21 protein-coding genes and 2 riboswitches are annotated in these 19,978 nt (G+C 62.0%); of the genes, 6 read left to right on the top strand and 15 right to left on the bottom strand.

What is annotated here, in order from left to right; all coding sequences use genetic code 11:
• The first annotated feature begins 98 nt into the window (after positions 1–98).
• Positions 99–593, top strand: a complete 495-nt coding sequence (locus tag KD146_RS11685; RefSeq protein ID WP_212658837.1) for a peroxiredoxin — start codon at positions 99–101, stop codon at positions 591–593.
• A gap of 22 nt (positions 594–615) precedes the next feature.
• Complete coding sequence (locus tag KD146_RS11680; protein ID WP_212658836.1) at positions 616–1,203, top strand: hypothetical protein; 588 nt, start codon at positions 616–618, stop codon at positions 1,201–1,203.
• 59 nt (positions 1,204–1,262) lie between these two features.
• Here KD146_RS11680 and gcvPB read toward each other — a convergent pair whose 3' ends face one another.
• The 9 genes from gcvPB to KD146_RS11635 form a co-directional block, all read right to left on the bottom strand.
• Positions 1,263–2,810: an aminomethyl-transferring glycine dehydrogenase subunit GcvPB gene (gene gcvPB, locus KD146_RS11675; protein ID WP_212658835.1), complete on the bottom strand. Its 1,548-nt coding sequence runs from the start codon at positions 2,808–2,810 to the stop codon at positions 1,263–1,265.
• Positions 2,807–4,150: an aminomethyl-transferring glycine dehydrogenase subunit GcvPA gene (gcvPA, locus tag KD146_RS11670; protein WP_212658834.1), complete on the bottom strand. Its 1,344-nt coding sequence runs from the start codon at positions 4,148–4,150 to the stop codon at positions 2,807–2,809. The genes gcvPB and gcvPA overlap by 4 nt, the downstream gene beginning before the upstream one ends.
• Positions 4,151–4,159: 9 nt before the next feature.
• Positions 4,160–4,525, bottom strand: a complete 366-nt coding sequence (gcvH, locus tag KD146_RS11665; protein WP_212658833.1) for a glycine cleavage system protein GcvH — start codon at positions 4,523–4,525, stop codon at positions 4,160–4,162.
• A 10-nt stretch (positions 4,526–4,535) separates the two neighbouring features.
• Complete coding sequence (gcvT, locus tag KD146_RS11660) at positions 4,536–5,702, bottom strand: glycine cleavage system aminomethyltransferase GcvT (RefSeq protein WP_212658832.1); 1,167 nt, start codon at positions 5,700–5,702, stop codon at positions 4,536–4,538.
• Positions 5,703–5,759: 57 nt separating this feature from the next.
• Positions 5,760–5,859: riboswitch (glycine riboswitch) on the bottom strand.
• Positions 5,860–5,948: riboswitch (glycine riboswitch) on the bottom strand.
• Between the two features lie 166 nt (positions 5,949–6,114).
• Positions 6,115–6,597, bottom strand: coding sequence for a F0F1 ATP synthase subunit B family protein (locus KD146_RS11655; protein ID WP_212658831.1), 483 nt, complete (start codon positions 6,595–6,597; stop codon positions 6,115–6,117).
• Positions 6,598–6,602: 5 nt separating this feature from the next.
• Positions 6,603–7,235 carry a F0F1 ATP synthase subunit B gene (locus tag KD146_RS11650; RefSeq protein WP_212659203.1) on the bottom strand — a complete coding sequence of 211 codons (633 nt, stop codon included), beginning with the start codon at positions 7,233–7,235 and terminating at the stop codon, positions 6,603–6,605.
• A gap of 100 nt (positions 7,236–7,335) precedes the next feature.
• Positions 7,336–7,563 (bottom strand): F0F1 ATP synthase subunit C, encoded by a 228-nt coding sequence (locus KD146_RS11645; protein WP_108462026.1) that lies wholly within the window; start codon positions 7,561–7,563, stop codon positions 7,336–7,338.
• A gap of 66 nt (positions 7,564–7,629) precedes the next feature.
• Positions 7,630–8,406, bottom strand: coding sequence for a F0F1 ATP synthase subunit A (locus KD146_RS11640; protein ID WP_269368165.1), 777 nt, complete (start codon positions 8,404–8,406; stop codon positions 7,630–7,632).
• Positions 8,407–8,417: 11 nt separating this feature from the next.
• Positions 8,418–8,816, bottom strand: a complete 399-nt coding sequence (locus tag KD146_RS11635; RefSeq protein WP_212658830.1) for an AtpZ/AtpI family protein — start codon at positions 8,814–8,816, stop codon at positions 8,418–8,420.
• Between the two features lie 462 nt (positions 8,817–9,278).
• On the opposite strand from KD146_RS11635, the gene KD146_RS11630 reads away from it, so the two are divergent.
• Positions 9,279–9,611, top strand: a complete 333-nt coding sequence (locus KD146_RS11630) for a c-type cytochrome (protein ID WP_212658829.1) — start codon at positions 9,279–9,281, stop codon at positions 9,609–9,611.
• A gap of 15 nt (positions 9,612–9,626) precedes the next feature.
• On the opposite strand, the gene smc is transcribed toward KD146_RS11630, so the two are convergent.
• From smc to KD146_RS11615, 3 genes are all read right to left on the bottom strand, one after another.
• Positions 9,627–13,082, bottom strand: coding sequence for a chromosome segregation protein SMC (smc, locus tag KD146_RS11625; RefSeq protein ID WP_212658828.1), 3,456 nt, complete (start codon positions 13,080–13,082; stop codon positions 9,627–9,629).
• 36 nt (positions 13,083–13,118) lie between these two features.
• Entirely contained in the window at positions 13,119–13,922 is an 804-nt protein-coding gene (locus tag KD146_RS11620; protein WP_212658827.1) for a thioredoxin domain-containing protein, read from the bottom strand.
• A gap of 90 nt (positions 13,923–14,012) precedes the next feature.
• Positions 14,013–14,528, bottom strand: coding sequence for a DUF721 domain-containing protein (locus KD146_RS11615; RefSeq protein ID WP_212658826.1), 516 nt, complete (start codon positions 14,526–14,528; stop codon positions 14,013–14,015).
• Between the two features lie 70 nt (positions 14,529–14,598).
• Between KD146_RS11615 and mutY the strand changes: the two genes are divergently transcribed.
• Positions 14,599–15,651 carry an A/G-specific adenine glycosylase gene (gene mutY / locus KD146_RS11610; RefSeq protein WP_212659201.1) on the top strand — a complete coding sequence of 351 codons (1,053 nt, stop codon included), beginning with the start codon at positions 14,599–14,601 and terminating at the stop codon, positions 15,649–15,651.
• 79 nt (positions 15,652–15,730) lie between these two features.
• A complete protein-coding gene (locus tag KD146_RS11605) occupies positions 15,731–16,228 on the top strand; it encodes a GNAT family N-acetyltransferase (RefSeq protein WP_212658825.1) in 498 nt (165 codons plus the stop codon).
• Positions 16,229–16,310: 82 nt separating this feature from the next.
• Here the strand turns inward: KD146_RS11605 and KD146_RS11600 are convergent, their stop codons facing one another.
• Positions 16,311–17,288 carry a zinc-binding dehydrogenase gene (locus tag KD146_RS11600; RefSeq protein WP_212658824.1) on the bottom strand — a complete coding sequence of 326 codons (978 nt, stop codon included), beginning with the start codon at positions 17,286–17,288 and terminating at the stop codon, positions 16,311–16,313.
• Between the two features lie 59 nt (positions 17,289–17,347).
• Positions 17,348–18,172 carry a TetR/AcrR family transcriptional regulator gene (locus KD146_RS11595; protein WP_249327653.1) on the bottom strand — a complete coding sequence of 275 codons (825 nt, stop codon included), beginning with the start codon at positions 18,170–18,172 and terminating at the stop codon, positions 17,348–17,350.
• Between KD146_RS11595 and greA the strand changes: the two genes are divergently transcribed.
• Positions 18,172–18,654, top strand: coding sequence for a transcription elongation factor GreA (gene greA / locus KD146_RS11590; RefSeq protein WP_212658823.1), 483 nt, complete (start codon positions 18,172–18,174; stop codon positions 18,652–18,654). The genes KD146_RS11595 and greA overlap by 1 nt on opposite strands.
• Before the next feature lie 29 nt (positions 18,655–18,683).
• On the opposite strand, the gene KD146_RS18495 is transcribed toward greA, so the two are convergent.
• Complete coding sequence (locus KD146_RS18495; protein ID WP_212658822.1) at positions 18,684–19,847, bottom strand: GGDEF domain-containing protein; 1,164 nt, start codon at positions 19,845–19,847, stop codon at positions 18,684–18,686.
• Between the last annotated feature and the right edge of the window lie 131 nt (positions 19,848–19,978).

Below are 19,978 nucleotides of genomic sequence, written 5' to 3'. Positions count from 1 at the left end.
CAAGGCCTTGTCTGGGCCGGCAAAGCCCCTTATTCCGGAAGCAATTGAGCGTGGTGAAGCGCTGCTGCTGGCAGCCATAGTCATAAGGTCTACCGAATATGATTGAACGCGGCAGCAAGCTACCGTCCGTGCCGACCAAACTCGTCAATGCCGACGGCATCTCCGACACCACCACCGACGCAGTGATGGGGCAGGGGGTGACGGTTCTGTTCACCGTGCCCGGCGCCTTCACCCCGACGTGCCACGTCAATCATCTGCCCGGCTTTCTGGCCAACCAGCCCAAGCTCAAGGCGGCAGGCGTCGAGCGCATTATCTGCGCAGCGGTCAATGATCATCACGTCATGAAAGCCTGGGCGGAAAACACCGGCGCTCTGGGCCAGATCGATTTCATCGCTGACGGCAATGGTGCACTGGCCAAGGCCTTTGGTCTTGAACTGGACCTGACGGCCGCCGGCATGGGCCCACGCCTGGCACGCTCAGCAATGCTGATCCGGGACGGCGTCGTGCAGGATATCTTCGTGGAAGATGGCCCAGGCGTCGGTGCCAGCGGTGCCCCTGCTATTCTGATGGCCCTTGAAGCCGCCAACAGCTAATATCGCGCCAGGAGATTTGCTGATGACCACATTCACGCCCCTGGCTCTGCGCCTGTCCGCAGCCGCCTCCGCCGCAGTCTTGCTGGCTGGCTGCTCGATGGGCAGCATGTTTGGCGGCGGCAGCGCCACCCAGACACAGACCCTGCAAAACGCCACAGCGACGCCTGCAGCGGTCGCCCAGGCCCAGAGCAGTGCCCTGCCAGCCATCGCCAGCCAGTGCCCGCCGATCCGCGTGCGCCCCGGCAGCGAAGCCATGTTCTACTATGGTAGCGGCAAGACGGGCGACGCCCGCGCGCTGCAATATCAGGGCGTGATCGACGAGAGCACGCGCAATTGCGTGGTGTCGAACGGCCTGATCAACGTCAATATGGGTGTTACCGGCCGCGTGCTGCTGGGCCCTCAGGGCAAGCAGACAACGGTCAATGCTCCGATCCGCTTTGCCGTCGAGCGCGACGGGCAGGCCATCTTCTCGGAAAAATATACCATTGCCGTGCCGATCGATGCGACCGCCCGGTCCGCCGAATTCGTCAAGGTGATCGAGAATGTCGCCATCCCCTATCTGGGCGGCGAGGACATCACCATCTGGGTCGGCTTCGACACTCGCAACTGATTGCGACAATCCAGTTCGAATGCAAAAGGGCCCGTGGAGTGATCCACGGGCCCTTTGTCTTATTCGGCTGCCTGGGGCAGATCGTCTGGCCGTTCCCATTTCAGAATGGGTGAGCGCGCAGCGCGGGTTTCATCAAGGCGCCGGCGCGGGGCATTGAGCGGAGCTGCGGTGAAACGCTCGGAATTGCCGGCCTTGGCATCGAGCGCGAGTTCTTCCATCACGTCACAGAAGCGGTCCAGCGTCTGCTTGGATTCGCTTTCGGTCGGCTCGATCAGCATCGCACCATGCACCACCAGCGGGAAGTACATGGTCATGGGGTGGAAACCCTCGTCGATCAGCGCCTTGGCGAAATCGAGCGTGGTAACGCCCGTGCCATCCAGAAAGCTATCGTCGAACAGCGCCTCGTGCATGGTCGGGTAATCGGTGAATGGCACCGAGAACACATGCTCAAGGCGAGCCTTGATGTAATTGGCGTTGAGCACTGCGTCTTCTGCCGCCTGAGCCAGCCCGTCGCCGCCATGGCTGAGCATATAGGTCAGGGCGCGGACATACATGCCCATCTGGCCCTGGAAGGCGGTGATGCGGCCCAGAGCGCCGGTCTGGGTGTGTTCGACCAGCTCCAGGCCCTTATCGCCCTTGCGCACGAAGGGCACCGGCGCAAAGGGAGCCAGCGCCGCCGACAGCACCACTGGACCCGCACCTGGGCCGCCGCCGCCATGCGGCGTCGAGAAGGTCTTGTGCAGATTGATGTGCATGGCGTCGATACCCAGATCGCCCGGCCGCACCACACCCATAATGGCGTTGAAATTGGCACCATCGCAGTAGAAGAACGCTCCCGCATCGTGGATCGCCTTGGCAATCTCGATCACCTGAGGCTCGAACAGGCCGCAGGTATTGGGGTTGGTCAGCATGATTGCCGCCACTTCGGGTGAAAGGGCATCCTTGACCGCCTGCACGTCCACCGTGCCATCGGTGCGGGCCGGGATAGCCTTGACCGAATAGCCCAGAAAAGCTGCAGTTGCCGGGTTGGTGCCGTGGGCGCTTTCGGGCACCAGCACGATCTTGCGATGACCCTGACCGGCCGCTTCCTGCGCGGCCTTGATCGCCATCATGCCCAGCAATTCGCCATGGGCGCCGGCCTTGGGGCTCAGCGCGACGGCAGCTGTGTTGGTCAACGTCATCAGCCAGTGGCTGAGTTCGTTCATCAGTTCGAGCGCGCCCTGCACGGTCGAGACCGGCTGCAGCGGATGAATATCGGCAAAGCCGGGGAGGCGGGCCATCTTTTCGTTGAGGCGCGGATTGTGCTTCATCGTGCACGAACCCAGCGGATACATGCCGCTATCGATCGAGTGGTTGAGGCGGCTGAGACGGACATAGTGCCGCATTGCCTCGGGCTCGGTGAGGCCAGCCAGATCAAGGGGAAGCTTGCGCTCAAAACCGCCCAGGCGGGCATTGCTGATCTTGGCGTCGGGCAGGTCGACGCCGGAGTGTTCGGTATCGCCGATCTCGAACAGCAGCGGTTCATTGGGCAACATGGATGAGCCCGATGTGGAGGCAAAGCCCGAAGTGCCCGTACCGGTTGGGCGACCCTGATTGTTCATGCTCATGCCAGTTCCTCCGTCAGGGCGCTGCACAGGGCGGCGATATCACCATCAGTGGTCAGCTCGGTCGCCGCCAGCACGATCAGCTTTTCGACACCAACAGCTGATGGCTCAAGGCGGCTGACCGGCACGCCGGCCAGAATGCCGCGCTTGGCCAGACGCTCGATGAGCGCGGCAGCGGGCTGGCTGGTACGGATGGTCATTTCATTGAAGAAGGTGCTGTTGAGAACCTCGACACCGGGAACGGTTTCCAGCGCATCGGCCAGCTTGCAGGCATTGGCGTGGTTGAGGCGGGCAAGCCGGACATATCCAGCTTCACCCAGCAGCGCCATGTGGATCGAGAAGGCAAGTGCGCACAGACCCGAATTGGTGCAGATATTGCTCGTCGCCTTTTCGCGGCGGATATGCTGCTCGCGGGTGGACAGGGTCAGCACAAAGCCGCGCTGTCCCTCGGCATCCACGGTTTCGCCACAGACACGACCGGGCATCTGGCGGATGAACTCCTTGCGGGTTGCCATCAGGCCCAGATAGGGGCCGCCAAAGTTCAGCGCATTGCCGATCGACTGGCCTTCGGCCACCACGATATCGGCACCCAGCGCGCCGGGAGCTTCAAGCAGGCCCAGCGAGACAATCTCGGTGATCACCACGATCAGCAGCGCGCCCTTGGCGTGTGCCGCATCGGCAGCGGTCTTGATATTGCGCAGATGGCCATAAAAATCGGGCGTCTGCACGACAATGGCCGCGGTCTGCTCATCGATATGATCGAGAATGTCGCCCTGACCTTCAGGCGATGCCGACAGGCATTCAAGATCGGCATCGTCCTTGAGATAGGCGCGGACGACGTCGCGATAATGCGGGTGCAGACCGCCCGAGAGCACGATCTTGTTGCGCTTGGTCAGGCGGCGGGCCATCAGCACGGCCTCAGCGGTGCCGGTGGAGCCGTCATAAAGCGATGCGTTCGCCACATCCATGCCGGTGAGCTTGGCCACCTGGGTCTGGAATTCAAACAGCATCTGCAGGGTGCCCTGCGAGATCTCCGGCTGATAGGGCGTGTAGGCGGTCAGCCATTCCGAACGCTGGATCAGATGATCGACCGTGGCTGGCACATGGTGGCGATAGGCGCCGGCACCAACAAAGAACGGACCATCGGACCCGGCATGGTTCTGGCCGGCCAGAGCCCGCATATGGGCTTCGACCAGAAATTCTGGGCTGTGGGCTGGCAGGCCGAGATCAAAGCTCTTGAGCGCGCCCTCGGGGACGGCGCTGAACAGAGCATCGACATTGGCTGCACCGATGACGCCAAGCATCTCGGTGCGTTCGGCTTCGGAATGGGGGAGGTAGCGCATGAGTGTCCGTTACTTCGTCAAATCGGCATAGGCCGCATCATCAAGCAGGGCGTCGAGCTCGCCGGCATCGGCGATGGCGATCTTGTAGATCCAGCCGCCCGCTTCGGGATCGGTGTTGATCAGGCCGGGTTCGCCCGACAGCGCTTCGTTGACTTCGGTGACGGTGCCCGCGACCGGAGCATAGATTTCCGATGCGGCTTTGACAGATTCAACAACAGCAGCTTCGTCGCCCTTCTTGAGCACCTTGCCGACGCTGGGCAGCTCTACAAAGACGATATCGCCCAGCGCTTCCTGAGCGTAGGGGGTGATCCCCACAACGCCGGTAGCGCCCTCGACGCGGATATATTCGTGATCAGGGGTGAACTTGGTGGTCATGAGCGATCCCTCAACTGGCTTTGGGCTTGCGGAAATAACGATGAGGCACGAAGGGCGTCGCCACCACTTCGGCAGATTGGGCACGGCCGCGCACGCTGACCTGCAGCGTGTTGCCGATCTCGGCGTGGCTGGGCGGCACAAATCCCAGAGCGATGGCCTTGCCCAGCGAGGGCGCGAAACCGCCGCTGGTGACCACGCCAATCGCCGTGCCGGATGCGTCGAGAATTTCGGCGCCTTCGCGGGCCGGGGCGCCGGCCACGATCAGGCCGACACGGATGCGGGTCGGACCGTTTTCGCGTTCAGCCAGGATGCGCTTGGCGCCGGGAAAATCAGCGGCCTCGCGGCGACGCTTGGAAATGGCAAAACCAAGACCGGCTTCAACCGGAGAAACGGTTTCGTTCAGGTCGTGGCCATAGAGCGGCAGACCGGCTTCCAGACGCAGGCTGTCGCGGGCGCCAAGGCCAACTGGCCTGACGCGTTCATCGGCCAGAAGCGTGTCCCACAGCGCGTGTGCCTTGTCGGCTGGACACAGAATTTCAACGCCGTCTTCGCCGGTATAGCCAGCGCGCGCGACCATCAGGATGGCGCCCTGCCACTCGATGGGGGTGTATTGCATGAAGCCCAGTTCAGCCACGCCGGGCAGCAAGACTGCCGCAACTGCAACAGCCTGCGGGCCCTGCAGCGCCATCAGCGCACCGTCATCGGCGCGCACCAGTTCGGCGCGGTCCCCGGCAGCGGCTGCGATACGGGCGAAATCGCCCTCCTTGGTGCCGGCATTGACCACAATATAAAGCTCGCCCGCCGTGGTGGCAGAGCGGGCTACCATCAGATCGTCAATGGCGCCGCCGGTTTCATTGAGCAGCAGGGTGTAGCGGATCTGGCCGGGCTTGAGCCCGGCAATGTCGCCACAGATCAGCGGTTCGATTATGGCGGCAATCGCGGCATGATCGGCCTCGGCGTCGCCGCTGGGACTGCTCAGGCGCAAAAAGCTGGGACCCATATGGGAAACATCAAACAGGCCGGCGGCTTCGCGGGTCCATTTGTGCTCGGCCATGATGCCGGCGGGGTATTGTACGGGAAGGCTGTAGCCCCCGAACTCGACCATGCGGCCGCCAGCATCATTGTGACGCTCGAACAATGGGGTGGTCTTGAGGTCTTGGGCTGTGGTTTGGGCCATCAACTCTTTCCGGATATGAACTCGGTGACACGATTGCACTCACCTTGCGGCGAGTTCCGTGCCCCCTCTGTCCTGATCACCTGAGAGATTTCCCGGCTGAGCGCCGGTTGCTCCTTCGGTGGGACCCGGCAATATGCCGATCCGCTTTCCAGAGTTGTAGCGTCCTGCGGTCCTTTGGCCTGAGAGTTTCCGGGGCGGTTGCTCCTTCGGCGCTGGAGAAAAACCAGTCTCTCCCGCAGTGATTTCACCATGGTTGAGATTCCGCGGGGCGTCAATCGCGCCCGGTGCATGGGTACAGTGATTTGTGCTGCCTGCCTGCCAACCTGCACTGTCAGGGGAGGCACCAAGGGGCCCAGCCAAACAAAAAAGGCGGGCATTGCTGCCCGCCTTCGAATCTTGAACGCGCCAAACCCTAGTTCAGGCGATTGCCCACATCGGCGATGGCCTTGTCGACGACTTCACCGCCCTTGCGGTTCATCTCGTCGGTCAGCACCAGACGGGCTGCCTCGATGGCGACGTCGGCCGAGCGCGCACGCACTTCAGCGACAGCCTGAGCTTCCGCCTGAGCGATCTTGTCTTCCACCGACTTGGTGCGACGGGCGACCAGATCAGCCAGCGATGCCTGTGCCTCGGCGGTGAGGCGGGTCGCCTCTTCCTTGGCAGCGGCGATGATGCCTTCGGCTTCGCCTTCTGCAGCCACACGCTTCTGCTCATATTCAACGAGCAGGGCAGCGGCTTCTTCGCGCAGCTTCTTAGCTTCGGCCAGATCGTCGGCGATCTTCTGGATCTGCTTGTCCAGCATGGCGCCGATGATCTTGGGAATGCCGAAATACATCGCCAGACCCAGGAAGATGACCAGCGCTACAAGAGCGTAGAAGCTATTGTCGAATTCCATCTCGCTTACTCCTTGGCCTTGGCGACCGCAGCGCGAACGCTGTCAGCCGACACATCGCCGACCAGCTGGGTCACGACGGTCTGGGCAGTTTCGGTGGCGATTTCATCGACGTGAGTCAGCGCCTCAGCCTTGGTGGCTGCGATGCGGGTCTCAGCGGCCGCGACCTTGGAGGTCAAATCAGCTTCGACAGCGCCACGCTTGGCAGCCAGATCAGCCTGGATTGCCTCGCGGCTCTCATTGGCAATGCCCTGAGCCTTGGCCTTGGCCGCAGCAAGAGCGGCTTCATAAGCGGCAATCGCTGCATCGGTCTTCTGACGCGAGGCGTCGGCGGCTGCCAGATCGGCATCCATGATCGCCTTGCGGTTCTCCAGAATGCCGCCAATGCGGGGCAGGGCAATCTTGCTCATCAGCAGGTAGAGCGCACCAAAGGTAATGGCGAGCCAGAGCAGCTGCGATGGGAATGTTGCTGGGTCAAAGGGCGGGAACACGCCCGAATCATGCTCGCCACCATGGGCTTCGGTCGTGGCATGAGTATCAGCGGTGGGGTCGGCGTGGGTTGCATCGGTGGCGCCATGCGCGTCGACTTGCCCTTCGGCCGGTACAGCCGCTTCTTCGGCGTAAGCTTGCGTTACCATCAGGTGAGGTCCCGTTAAATCCGGTCAGCCGGCATCACGCCGGAGAATAGCGCGCAGCCGGACCGAGCCCGGCTGCGGAAGATCGTGATCGCAGCGTAGCGTCTTAGACGACGAACAGCAGGATCAGGGCAACCAGGAACGAGAAGATGCCCAGAGCTTCGGTCACGGCGAAGCCGAAGATCAGGTTCGAGAACTGGCTCGGAGCAGCCGACGGGTTGCGCAGGGCGCCCGACAGGAAGTTGCCGAAGATGTTGGCAACGCCGATGGCGGCGCCAGCCATACCGAAACAAGCAATACCGGCACCGATGTACTTTGCGGCTTCAGCTTCCATTATAATAGTCCTTTCAAGCGACTTTTAAGCGGGGGTTCTGGCGGAACAGCCCGCCGTGACTGGTAGTTAGTGAGATGGGTGGATCGCGTCGTTGAGATACATGCAGGTCAGGACAGCGAAAACGTAAGCCTGAACAGCACCGACGAGAAACTCAAGGCCGGTGAGCGCAACGGCCATGATCAGCGGCAGCGCCGACCCCAGAATACCCAGGAAACCCAGGCTACTCATGGTGACGATGAAACCGGTGAAGACTTTGAGCGTGATGTGACCGGCAAGGATATTGCCGAACAGACGCACGGAAAGCGAGATCGGGCGGCTCATGAACGAGATGAACTCGATTGGCGCCACGATGGGGAGAATGTAGCCGGGCACGCCTGAAGGCACGAACAGCTTGAGGAATTTCGGGCCGTTCTTGGCGAAGCCGTAGATCACCACGGTCAGGAACACCAGCATCGACAGCGCGAAGGTGACGATGATGTGGCTGGTCACAGTGAAGAAATACGGCACCATGCCGAGCATGTTGGCCACGAAGATGAAAGTGAACAGGCTGAACACCAGCGGGAAGAAGGTCATGCCGGCGGTGCCGGCGGCGCTTCGCACCATATTGGCCACGAAGCCATAGACCAGCTCGCTGAGAAGCTGCGCCCGATTTGGCACCACACTCTTCGATCCGGTCGACAGGATCAGATACAGAGCGATGATCGCAACGGTTGCGACCATGAACAGCGCCGAATTGGTGAAAGCGAAATTGAGGCCAGAACCCTCGGTGCCGTCACCGCCAACGGTAAACAGCGGGAACATGTCCTCGATGACGAATTGGTGGATCGGATCAGTACCGGCCAAGATAGAGCCCTCTAAGCGTCATCGTTATCATCTTCGTCTGTCTCGTCAGGTCCCATATCGGACCCAGCCGGGGCAGGCGATGCGGCATTCATTTGCGCCACCACGCGGGTGACATTGAGTATTCCAGCGGCGAAGCCCACCAACAACATGATGAGCAAACCCCAGGGGCTGGTCCCCAGGCCAAGATCGATGAGGTAGCCGAATACGGCACCCACCAGGATCGCGGCGATGAACTCGGTACCGATGCGCATGCCGCGCGCCATACCGCTCATCTCCGGGGATGCTTCAGCCGAGGCTCTGTTGTCCTCGACGGCGCGATCCCGCTTGGCCAGGGCAATGCGCGATGCAAGATCGTGCGTCACCCCTTGGGCGCTGTCGGACTGACCTTTGGTGTCTTGCGGTTTTGCCATCCGCTCACTCCTCGGTCGGCCGTGCCCCGTTGTTTTCGGGACGCCCTTTTAAGTCGCGCGCAACATAGTAGTGGGGTCCGAGAGTGTCAAGATAACCTTACCGACTGTAAGCTGTTGTTATTGCAGGTGAAAAAGACGTGACGCGGGGGTGCGGCATGCTGTCCACCCTTGAACGTGGCGAAGTCAGGGCGAGGGACAGGGGATTCTCGACTGCCAGCGGGCATGCGGACACCATAAGCGGTCCTCGTTTTGACGGTGGGCACAGTGCTTGGCGTGTCCGATCACATGGTGGGGACTAAAGGGGCGTTTGGGTGCGTGGGGCCAAGCCCTCACAAGGTCCGCGCTGCGTCACCAGTTGATCCCAATCAATGCGCCGATCCTGCATGGGCATAGGGTTGATCGATCGCGCCTCGTGTCCGACGTCCTGTCGGTCTTGATGCTGCTTTGATCCCGGAGACTGCAATGATCCTGCCCAAGGCCATAATGATCACCACGCTCGTGCTGCTCGGCACTGGTCCGCTTGTCGCCCAGGACATTGATCGCGTTGCCGAGGGACAGGCGCTGGTGAGCATGTATTGCGCCGATTGTCATGCCACACAGTCAACGGGCAACAGTCCATTGGCCATCGCGCCGCGCTTTCGCGAACTCCACCTGCGCTATGATGTGTCGTTTCTCAGCGAGGCGCTGGTCGAGGGAATCGTGACCGCCCACCCCGAAATGCCGCAATTCGAGTTCGACCCCGAACAGGCCTCGGCGATCATCGCCTATCTCAAGTCGCTGGAACCGCAGCAGTAGCGGGCCCGAGGAGCTTCATCCCACTTCGAGAAACGTCTCGGCTGTGGTCAGGTCGACTGAGACCAGCTGGCTGACCCCGCGTTCGGCCATGGTGACGCCGAACAGGCGATCAACGCGGCTCATGGTGATCGGATTGTGGGTGATGACCATGAAGCGCGTATTGGTACGCTGGCGCATGGAATCGAGCAGATTACAGAAGCGCTCGACATTGGCGTCATCAAGCGGCGCATCGACTTCGTCGAGCACGCAGATCGGCGCAGGATTGGTCAAAAACACTGCAAAGATCAGGCTCATCGCGGTCAGGGCCTGCTCGCCACCCGAGAGCAGCGTCATGGTCTGGGGCTTCTTGCCGGGTGGCCGGGCGATGATTTCCAGACCCGCCTCGAGCGGATCGTCGCTTTCGACAAAGGTCAGCTCGGCCGTGCCGCCGCCAAACAGCGTGGTGAACAGCTCCTGGAAATGTTCGTTGACCTTGACGAAGGCCTCGTTAAGCCGAGCGCGGCCCTCGCGGTTGAGCGAGGAAATGCCGGTGCGCAGCTTGGCGATGGCCTCGATCAGATCGTTCTTGTCGTTGACCATCAGGTCGAGCTTTTCCTGAACCTCGATGGCTTCCCTTTCGGCCGACAGATTGACCCCGCCCAGGCGCTCGCGCTCGGCCTTGAGCCGATCAACCTTCTGCTCGGTTGCCGCTTCGGTCGGCAGCGATTCTTCAGCCTTGATCCCTGAGGCTTCCAGCGTTCTGGAAGCCGGGATATCCAGCGTTTCTTCAATCTGGCGTTCGATCTGCTGGCGCTGGGCGATGAAGCCTTTGACGCGCTCTTCGATCCGGGTCAGCTCGATCCGTGCATTCGAGAGTGTCTCGCTGGCCAGTCGCAGAGTCTTGTCGGCCTCGCGCAGACTGGTCTGGGCCACATTGAAGCTGTCGCCTGCCGCCTTGTGTTCGATCTTCGCCGTCTCGATCTGATCGTCGAGCTGCGCGCGGCGAGCGGCAAAGCCATCGGGTGTTTCGCTCGCAGTTTCCAGCTGCGCCTGAACTTCGGCGGTGCGCTGATCAAGCGTTGATAGCTGCGCTCTGGCGCTGTCGCGGCGGCGGCTCCAGCTCTGGGTGTCGCGCTCTAGCTGCGCCACACGGCCCCGCCGCATCTGAGCCGCGGTTTCAAAGCTGCCCAGCTTGAGCCGAGCCTGATCTGCCCGTTCGCGCGCGCCGGTCAGCACGCCCTGTTTGGCATCAGCAATTCTGGCGGCATCGTCCTCGGTACCAGCAGCGGCCAGCGCCTGTTCGGCTTCGCCCCGCTGGGCTTCGGCTTCGCCCAGGCTGGTGGCAAGGCGCAGGCGGGCTTCTTCGAGCGTCGACTGTCGCGTTGTCAGGTCGCCAATGGCGCGCTGCGCCTTGTCGACTTCGGTCTGGGCTGCGCCAATGGCGTGTTGCGCAGCGCGCCAGGCTTCACGCTTGTGCCGCTCATCCTGACGGGCGCCGTCAAGCGCGGCGACCAGTGCATCCACGTCGCGCTTCCAGCCATTGCGTTCACCCTTGGTGCGGGTGATTTCCTCGTCCAGTTCGGCCAGACGGTTGCGCTGCGCCAAGCGCTGGGCGGCGGCGCTGGGGGCGTCGGCTGCAGCAATGAAACCGTCCCAGCGCCAGACCGCACCCTCAAGTGTGACCAGGCGTTGGCCCGGCTTGAGCGCGTGCATCAGGCTGGGTCCGTCAACAGCGTGGATCAGCCCGATCTGGTCGAGACGGCGCTTAAGCAAAGGGCTGCCTGTAACGTAGCGCGACAGGGGCTCGGCGGCCTGGGGCAGGGCGGCATCATCACTATGATCGACCGGTACAGACCAGTGCATGGGCGCACCGGCATCCGAGCTGGCTTCAAGATCGTCGCCCAGCGCCGCACCCAGGGCGGTTTCGTAGCCCGGCGTTACCTTGAGTTCGTCGACAATGGCCGGCCACAGACCGGAGCCCACGTTGAGCATCTTGCCCAGCGTGGTAGCTTCGGCTTCCAGCCGGTTCAGCGCCGCATCGATCTCGGCCAGACGCGGCCGGGCAGCGTCAAGCTTGGATTGGGCGACAGCGGTAGCCTCTTCGGCAAGGGTGGCAGCCTGCTCGGTTTCCACCGTGCGGCTTTGTGCTTCGACAAGCGCCGTGCGTTTCTGGTTCAGCGTTTCATCGGCATCGAGTCTGGCAGCGATGTTGCGGGCTTCGGTTTCGACATCAGCAATCTGCTGGGTCAGCCGCGCCATGCGGGTGTCCGCATCCCGCTTGCTGCGCTCGGCCTGATCGCGGCGTGCCCGCACCTGAGCCAGCGCATCTGCAGCGTTGCGGGCTTCGATCTCAGCAGCGGCAACAGCAGCCTTGGCGGCGTCAGCGTCACCTCGGGCGATGTCAAAATCGGCCTGAGCGGCCGCGCCATCGGCCTGCAACTTGCCGAGTTCTTCAGCATTGGTCGCCAGCGTCGTTTCGCTCTCGGCCACCAGATCACGCTCACGCTGGCCATCGGCGGCTAGCTGGCGAATACGATCCTGCAGTTCGGCCTGACGCTGGCTGGCGCGCCGCGCTTCCTCGGCCAGCTGTTCCGACAGAATAGTGTAGCGCTGCAGCACGGCACCGGTGACCGCCTCGCGATCACGCAAGGGCTGCAGGGCCGCATCAGCGGCTTCGAGCTTTTTCTGCGCCTGCAATTCGAGATGGGTGGCATCGGCCAGTTCGCGCACCAGCACCGCCTGCTGGGCTTGAGTCTCTTTTTCGGCGTAGCGCGCGGCGACCCAGCGAATGTGAAACAGTGTGGCTTCAGCGCGGCGAATATCGCCGCTCAGCCCACGATAGCGCGTGGCCAGACGGGCCTGGCGCTTGAGGGTTTCCAGCTGGGTTTCGACCTGCGCGATAATGTCATCGACGCGTTCAAGATTTGCCTCGGCAGCCCGCAGCCGCAATTCGGCCTCATGGCGGCGCGAATGCAGCCCCGAAATGCCGGCGGCCTCTTCGAGCAATGCGCGGCGGGCAGTGGGCTTGGCGGCGATCAGCTCGCCGATCTGACCCTGGCGCACCATGGCGGGAGAATGGGCGCCGGTCGAGGCATCGGCAAACAGCAATTGCACGTCGCGGGCGCGCACTTCCTTGCCATTGACGCGATAGACCGACCCGGCCTCGCGCTCAATGCGGCGGGTGACTTCAAGAATATCGGCGTTGTTCAGCGCAGCCGGGGCGGTGCGGTCGGAATTGTCGAGCACCAGGGTGACTTCGGCCGAGTTGCGGCCCGGGCGATTGCCCGATCCCGAAAAGATCACGTCATCCATGCCCGAGGCACGCATCGCCTTGTATGAGCTTTCGCCCATCACCCAGCGCATGGCCTCGACCAGATTGGATTTGCCGCAGCCATTGGGGCCGACAATGCCGGTCAGCCCGGGTTCCATGACAAGAGTGGTCTCGTCAGAGAACGATTTGAAGCCGTGCAGTTTAAGGCGTGAAAACTTCATGGCAGCGCCACCGTGGTAGCGCTGCCTAAGCTCAGATTATTGCGCAGCGGGTGCCATCGCATCGGCAGCAGGCGCCATTGCGTCAGCCGGAGCCATCGCATCAGCGGCAGGCGCCATCGCGTCGGCTGGAGCCATTGCGTCAGCAGCAGGCGCCATTGCGTCCGCTGCCACAGGCGTTGGCGCCACGAAATCGGCAGGCACAAGCGGGTCGATCGCGGCAGCGAGCTCTTCAAGCGTCTTGTCACCACTGAGTGTCTTGCCGTTGACATAGAATGTCGGCGTTCCCACGAGCCCGAAATCGTTCAGTGCCTGCTCACGCACCGCTTCCATCCCGGTAAACAGGGCCTGATTCGTCAATGCGGCGTCGAAAGTTTCCTGGGTAAAGCCGAGCTGCTTGGCGATTTCCAGAATCGCGTCGCGTGGCTTGTCCGAACTGGCCCATGTGGTCTGGGTCTTGAAATAGGTGGCGACCACATTGTGGTAATTGTCCGGGCCAGCGGCTTCAGCCAGCATGAACACAGCCGCATCGAGCACATTGCGCACAAACGGGCGGGTGATCAGATAGACCTTGCCGGTATCGACATAGGCTTCGATGAAATCGGGCAGCACTTCATTGGCGAAAGTGGCGCAGTGCGGGCAGGTCGGTGAGGCATATTCGATCACGGTCACAGGCGCGTCAGGGCTGCCTTCGGCGTGGTCGACATAGTCACCGGCGGGCGCCATCAACTGATCAACAGCGACCATGTCGCCTTCAGCAGCGTTGGCGGTGGCGACCCCGCACAGGCTCAAAGCCGATGCGGCAGCGGCCAGCATAAGGGTGTCACGGCGGGTAAAATTCACGGCTAACGCTCCTGTTTTTTCTTTGCGGCGACACTACACGGGACAAATGTGGGAGCAAGTAGGCATGCTCATCACTGCTCGGTGAACACACTATCCATTATTTCGCTCCGACCGGGTGGACAGTGCGTGTCCCAATGTCCGTAACGCCTCGCGCAAATCCTCGTTTTCCACTTCGGCCACCTGGGCCCCGACCTTGGCAATCACGCTCTCGCTCGGTTGAAAAGGAGCATCGTCTTTTTTGCCTGAACCGGGTGTGAATGGCTCGGCCGACAATCTGACAGAGCCCACCAGCACAAAGCCGAAATAGCGATTGACCGCGGCCGCGATCTTTTCGCCTTCATGCGAAATCGCCAGCGCATGGCCCGGCACGCAGCGCAGCACCAGCGTGGCGCCCTCGGCGCTGCGCTCGCCGCGTGGCCAGCTCAGCTTGTCGGGAATGGCCACTTCGTCATAGGGCTTTGGCGCCATCACTGACCAGTGTTCGATGATATCGCGACTGGCGAAGCCACGCTTTTTCAGCACCGGATCCAGCGCACCCGACAGCACGTCGGCCACACTCATGGTGCGGTTGCGGCGCTTGGGTTCTGGAAGATCGTCTTTGGCCATGGGTCTATGCGGTGACACTGTGGGGTGAAGGACTTGCGCGTTGGCCTGTCCTACTCCAAATCTGCCGCCCATGCACCTGTCCGATCCTGCCCTTATCGACGCGCCGTCTGTCCTCGCCTGGTATGATCGCCATGCCCGCGATCTGCCCTGGCGTGTCGCGCCAGCGGCCCGCGCAAAAGGAGAGCACCCCGATCCCTACCGGGTTTGGCTGAGCGAAGTGATGCTGCAACAGACCACGGTGGCGACGGTCAGAAGCTATTTCGTACGCTTCACCAGCCTGTGGCCAACCGTGTTTGATCTGGCTGCCGCACCACTGGACTCCGTGCTGAAGGAATGGGCCGGGTTGGGCTATTACGCCCGCGCCCGCAATCTGCATGCCTGCGCCCAGGCGGTGGTGAATGAGCATGCGGGGCAGTTTCCCCAAACCTCGGCGGGTCTGCAAACCCTGCCGGGTATTGGCGCCTATACAAGCGCGGCCATCGCTGCGATCTGTTTTGACGAACAGGTTGCCGTGCTCGATGGCAATCTCGACCGGGTGCTGGCGCGCTATTATGCGCTCGACGTGCCCGTGCGCGAGGCCAAGGAGGAATTGCGCGCGGCGCTGCAGGCATCAGTGCCGCAACGCGCCGGCGATTTTGCCCAGGCCATGATGGATCTGGGCGCCACGATCTGCGCCCCCCGTGCGGCCGCCTGCATGCTGTGTCCGATCCAGCCGGGTTGCATTGCTACCCGACAGGGCGAACCCACCCTCTATCCGATCAAACCGGCCAAGGCCGAGCGCCCGGTGCGCAAGGGCCATGCCTTCGTCATGCTCGACGCGGCAGGCGACGTCTATCTGCAGAGCCGCCCGACCAAAGGCCTGCTCGGCGGCATGACCGAAGTGCCAGGATCGGACTGGGCCGCTGAACTGGTTGAGGTCACCTATCCAATGGACGGCGAGTGGCAGCATCGCGGGCAAGTGGTGCACATTTTCACCCATTTCCGGCTTGAGCTCGAGGTGTGGTCCGCCGCGGTGGAGCCCGATGCGCTTGAGGGCGGCTGGTGGGCCGAGCCTGCAGCGCTCAAGGGTGAAGCCCTGCCGACTTTGTTCCGCAAGGTGCTGGCGGCAGCCGGGCTGGAATAGGCCGCACTTTTTCAATCATCCAAAACTGCGCTACGCTTCTTGCGGACCCACGCCGTTTGCATGGTGATTGGAGGCAGGTTTGATAATCCGCGACGAACAACCTGGCGACGAGGACGCCATCCACCAGCTCACCGAGCGCGCCTTTGCGCCAATGGCCTTCGCAGATGGCACCGAGGCGTCGTTGATTGGCGAACTGCGGGCGTCGGGCGATCTCACCCTTTCCCTTGTCGTCGAAATCGACGGGCGGATTGTGGGGCATGTCGCCTTTTCGCCGGCGAGCATCAATGGCGTTCACGGGGATTGGTATGGACTGGGGCCGGTGTCGGTAGAGCCCGACATGCAGCGCAACGGCATTGGCCGGGCGCTAATTTCCTGTGGTCTGGACTGCCTCAGATCAGCGGGCGCCGCAGGATGCGCGCTTATTGGCAATCCCAAAGTTTATGGTCCAATGGGGTTTGCAAGCGATGGGGCAATTAGCTATCGCGACCTGGAAGCGCGGATTGTCCAGCGGATCGTCTTCGTGGGCGAGGCCCCGGCGGGTGAGCTGCTCTTCGCGCCGGCCCTTGAAGCCAGCTGAAGGCGCAGAAAGTCGCCCCGTCATCTTGGGCAACAGGGCCCGCCGATGTGGCGGGCCCCTCGTCGTTTTGGCGGACCGGAACCTAGGCGCGCAGCAGGACCTTGCCAGCGCGGCCCGGCACCAGGGCAGCGTCCATCGCCTTGGCGGCATCGGCCAGATCGAAAATGCCACCAACGGGTAGGGGCAGCTTGCCCTGAGCCGCGAGGGTCACCAGCTCGCCGATGAGCTTGCCCTTCTTTTCAGCGGCCATCGCGGCGCCGACCTTGGCACCCCAGAAGCCCTTGATGGTGATGTGCTTGAAGATGATGGCACCCGAGTTCAGCGGCATGGGTTCGCCGGTTGCAGTGCCAAACACCACCAGTTCGCCCGCTTCGCCCAGCACGTCGACCAGACCGGCGCCAACCGCGCCACCCACCGAATCCACGGCAGCGCGGGCGCCATCAGGACCGGTGATGGCCTTGACCTGATCGATCCAGTCCGCGTCCGAGGTCACCACGATATTGGTCATGCCCAGATCGGTCAGTTCCTGCACCGCTTCCTGACGGCGCACCAGATTGACCAGACCAATGCCACGCTCGGCAGTCAGCGCAGCCAGAACCTTGCCTACCGCGCCATTGGCGGCGGTCTGGACGATCCAGTCACCCTGTTTGACGGTGAGGAAATCGAGAAGCGAAATCGCGCTGAACGGCATGGCGATCAGCTGGGCTGCAGCTTCATCCGAAATCACATCAGGCAGCGGCACGATGCCGGTGGCCTGGGCGATGAAGAACTCGGCCCAGGTGCCGTGAATGCCAGCTGCGGCAACGCGTTTGCCAACCAGCGCAGCGTCGACGCCTTCGCCAACGGCATCAATGGTGCCGACAGCTTCGGTGCCGCCGATGGCGGGCAGGGTCGGCTTGTAGCCATAGCTGCCGCGCGTGGTCCATAGATCATGATTGTGGATGGGCGACAGGATGGTGCGGATCCGCACTTCGCCGGCACCGGGATTGGGCTGGGCGACATCGCCCAGTTTGGTGACGTCAGCGGGATTTCCAAAAGTCTCATAGATTGCTGCGCGCATGGCGAAGTCCTTTCTTGGGTCGTTGTTGAATTGGCACGCGGGGTGCGGGCCGAATGGGTTCAGGGAAAAAAGCGTGCGCTCGTATCGTTGAGGGCATCGCGCAGCGACTGCTGGGATTTGCTCAGCTTGGACAGGATCGCTGCGCCCAACCACTGGCCGTAGAGCAGTCTTGCCGCTTCAGCCGGATCCGCAATTGGCTTGATCGAACCATCCGCCACGCCTTCGCGCAGAATGCGCTCAATCCGCTCGTCCAGTGCGATAACGCCTGCATCAAAAATCAGCCGCATGTCCTCGGACATGTCTGAAATTTCGCTGGCGAGTTTCACCACCAGACAGTTTTCAGGGATCGAAGTGGAAGCGTCCCTCGAAAGCCAGGCCTGGCAGTACTGCTTCAACCGCTCGCCACCGCTCAGGGGCGCTGCCACCAGAAGGTCGAGGCGTTCCAGATACTCAGCGACATAGTCGTCCAACATGGCGCAGCCAAACGCCTCTTTGGAGGCGAAGTAGTGATAAAATGACCCCTTGGGAACGCCGCTGACGCTCAGCAACTCCTGCAGGCCCATCCCGGTAAAACCCACACCCAGCACCAGCTTGCGCCCTGTCGTCAGGATGCGCTGGCGGGTCTGTTCTGATTTGCTTGGCTCGATCATGACCGGCATATAGGAAGGAATAGACCGGTCGTCTAGTGATCGTGCGGGATTTATTTTGCCGCTCGCATTTGAGCCGCCATTCGCGGCAACGGTTGTGGAATGGGGTTGGCTGTATGTGTCTGCCCGGAACGATCTTGGGGCGAAGGCGTTCCCAAACCTCACCCGGATTTGCGCCAATGGCGGAATTGGGATTATGGCTTCAAACGTGGCGTCCCCGCCAATGGAGATGAGCATTGAGCGTAGCGTTCACCAAGGAAGACAGCGCCGAGACTGCCGCAGAGACCCAGCTGCCCGATCGGCCAATTTCCGGCGCAGCCAATCTGGTCACCGCCGAAGGCCTGGCGGCACTGGAACAGCAGCGCGACGCGGCGCGCGTTGCCTATGATGCAGCCATGAAGATTGAGGACGTCAACGAACGGCGCCGTCAGGCCGCCAATCCGTTCCGCGATCTGCGTTACTATACCGAGCGCCTGCGGACGGCTCAGCTTATGCCCGTGATTGCCGCGCCGACTGAGGTAAGCTTTGGTGCAACCGTCACCTTCTCCAGAGATGATGGTCGCACGCAAACCTATCGTATCGTGGGCGAGGACGAAGCTGATCCCAAGACGGGCTCGATATCCTATGTTTCCCCGATTGCCAGTGCCCTTATGGGCAAGGGCGTGGGTGAACTGGTGAGTGCGGGTTCGCTCGAACTTGAAATCATCGCCATCGCTTGAGGCTGCGGCCAACGCCAAGTGGGCAAGTGCTAGGCTGCGCGCCGTTTGTCGGTGGAGCGCTGGGTCGGGAGCGGTGCCGACGGGCCGTGCACCACGACACGATTACGTCCGCCAGACTTGGCGGCATAGAGGGCCGCGTCTGCGCGCTCGAAGGCATGGCGCGCAGCCTCATGGACGCCATAGGTGGCGACTCCGAAACTGGCGCTCAATCGCTCATCCAATGGCAGGGCATCGTGGATGCTGTGATGAAACTGAAGGCGCACCTCTTCGGCAACCGCAGCGGCCTCATCGGCCTCGCGGCCGGGCAGAATGATCGCAAACTCTTCGCCTCCAATTCGGCCAGCGGTCTGGCCCGTCGCGTCGAGCAAGTGCGCGAAACTGCAGATTACGGCGTCGCCAGCGCCGTGGCCGTATCGATCATTGACCCCCTTGAAGTGATCGATGTCACAAAAGATGACCGCTCCACCTTGTCCCGTTGTCTCGGCCTTTGCATCCATGCTGCGCCGGTTGAAAAGCCCGGTCAGACCATCGCGCTCGGAGCGGTGTCGCAGGGTCTGGGTTGTTTCAAGAATGATGCGCGCCAGCAGCAGAATGGTTGCGAATGGGGTCAAGACGCTGGCCGCGCCAAAGAACAGATTCTCCGCCAAAGATGTCTTGAACAGTTCAAACGATGCGTTTGGTCCGAAATGCAGCGGTAACATCAGCAGCCGCATAGCGGTCGTCGCCAGCAGCGCATAGGCTACGAACTTGAAAGCTGTCTGCAATCCTGAGGCGGGATGATGTCGGACACGCCAGACCAGATCGATCATGGCCAACAGGCAGGCCAGTTCGAAAGCTGCAGCCTGAACCGGAAATGGCGCGTTAATCAGATGCAGGCCCACGGCGGCCATTGACAGCGCACCTACGGCAATGATGGTGCGCAGCCGATGGCCCAACGCGGGCCCAAGGCAAGCCATGGCCTGACTCGCGGCCAAAAAACTGAGCGGCGCCAATACTGCTGCCGAGAGAAACTCCACAAGCCTGTCGGAGGCAAAGGCGATGACCAGCGTCTGCAGCGTACCGTTGGCTAGCGCCGCCGCCGTCCAGGTCAGCGCATCATTTCGCCCCAAGCTCAGACTGGCGACAAGACAGAGCATGGACAGCACGCCGAGCACGGCGGCAACAACGATGTGAAGTTCTACGAGTGCAGTCACAACAATCTATCCCGGGCAGGTGCAGACCAGTGTGCGCGGGCAGGGTTAAGAGCACGCATCCAAGGCAGGTCGCATTGCGACTATCGTTAAGTTTTGCCGAATGCTGTCGTGTTCGGTTCTGCCCCCATGAT

The organism is Devosia litorisediminis (genome assembly GCF_018334155.1).
Classification (GTDB): domain Bacteria; phylum Pseudomonadota; class Alphaproteobacteria; order Rhizobiales; family Devosiaceae; genus Devosia; species Devosia litorisediminis.
Note: the sequence above shows the minus strand (reverse complement) of the source record. Positions and strands in the feature narration are given on the sequence as shown.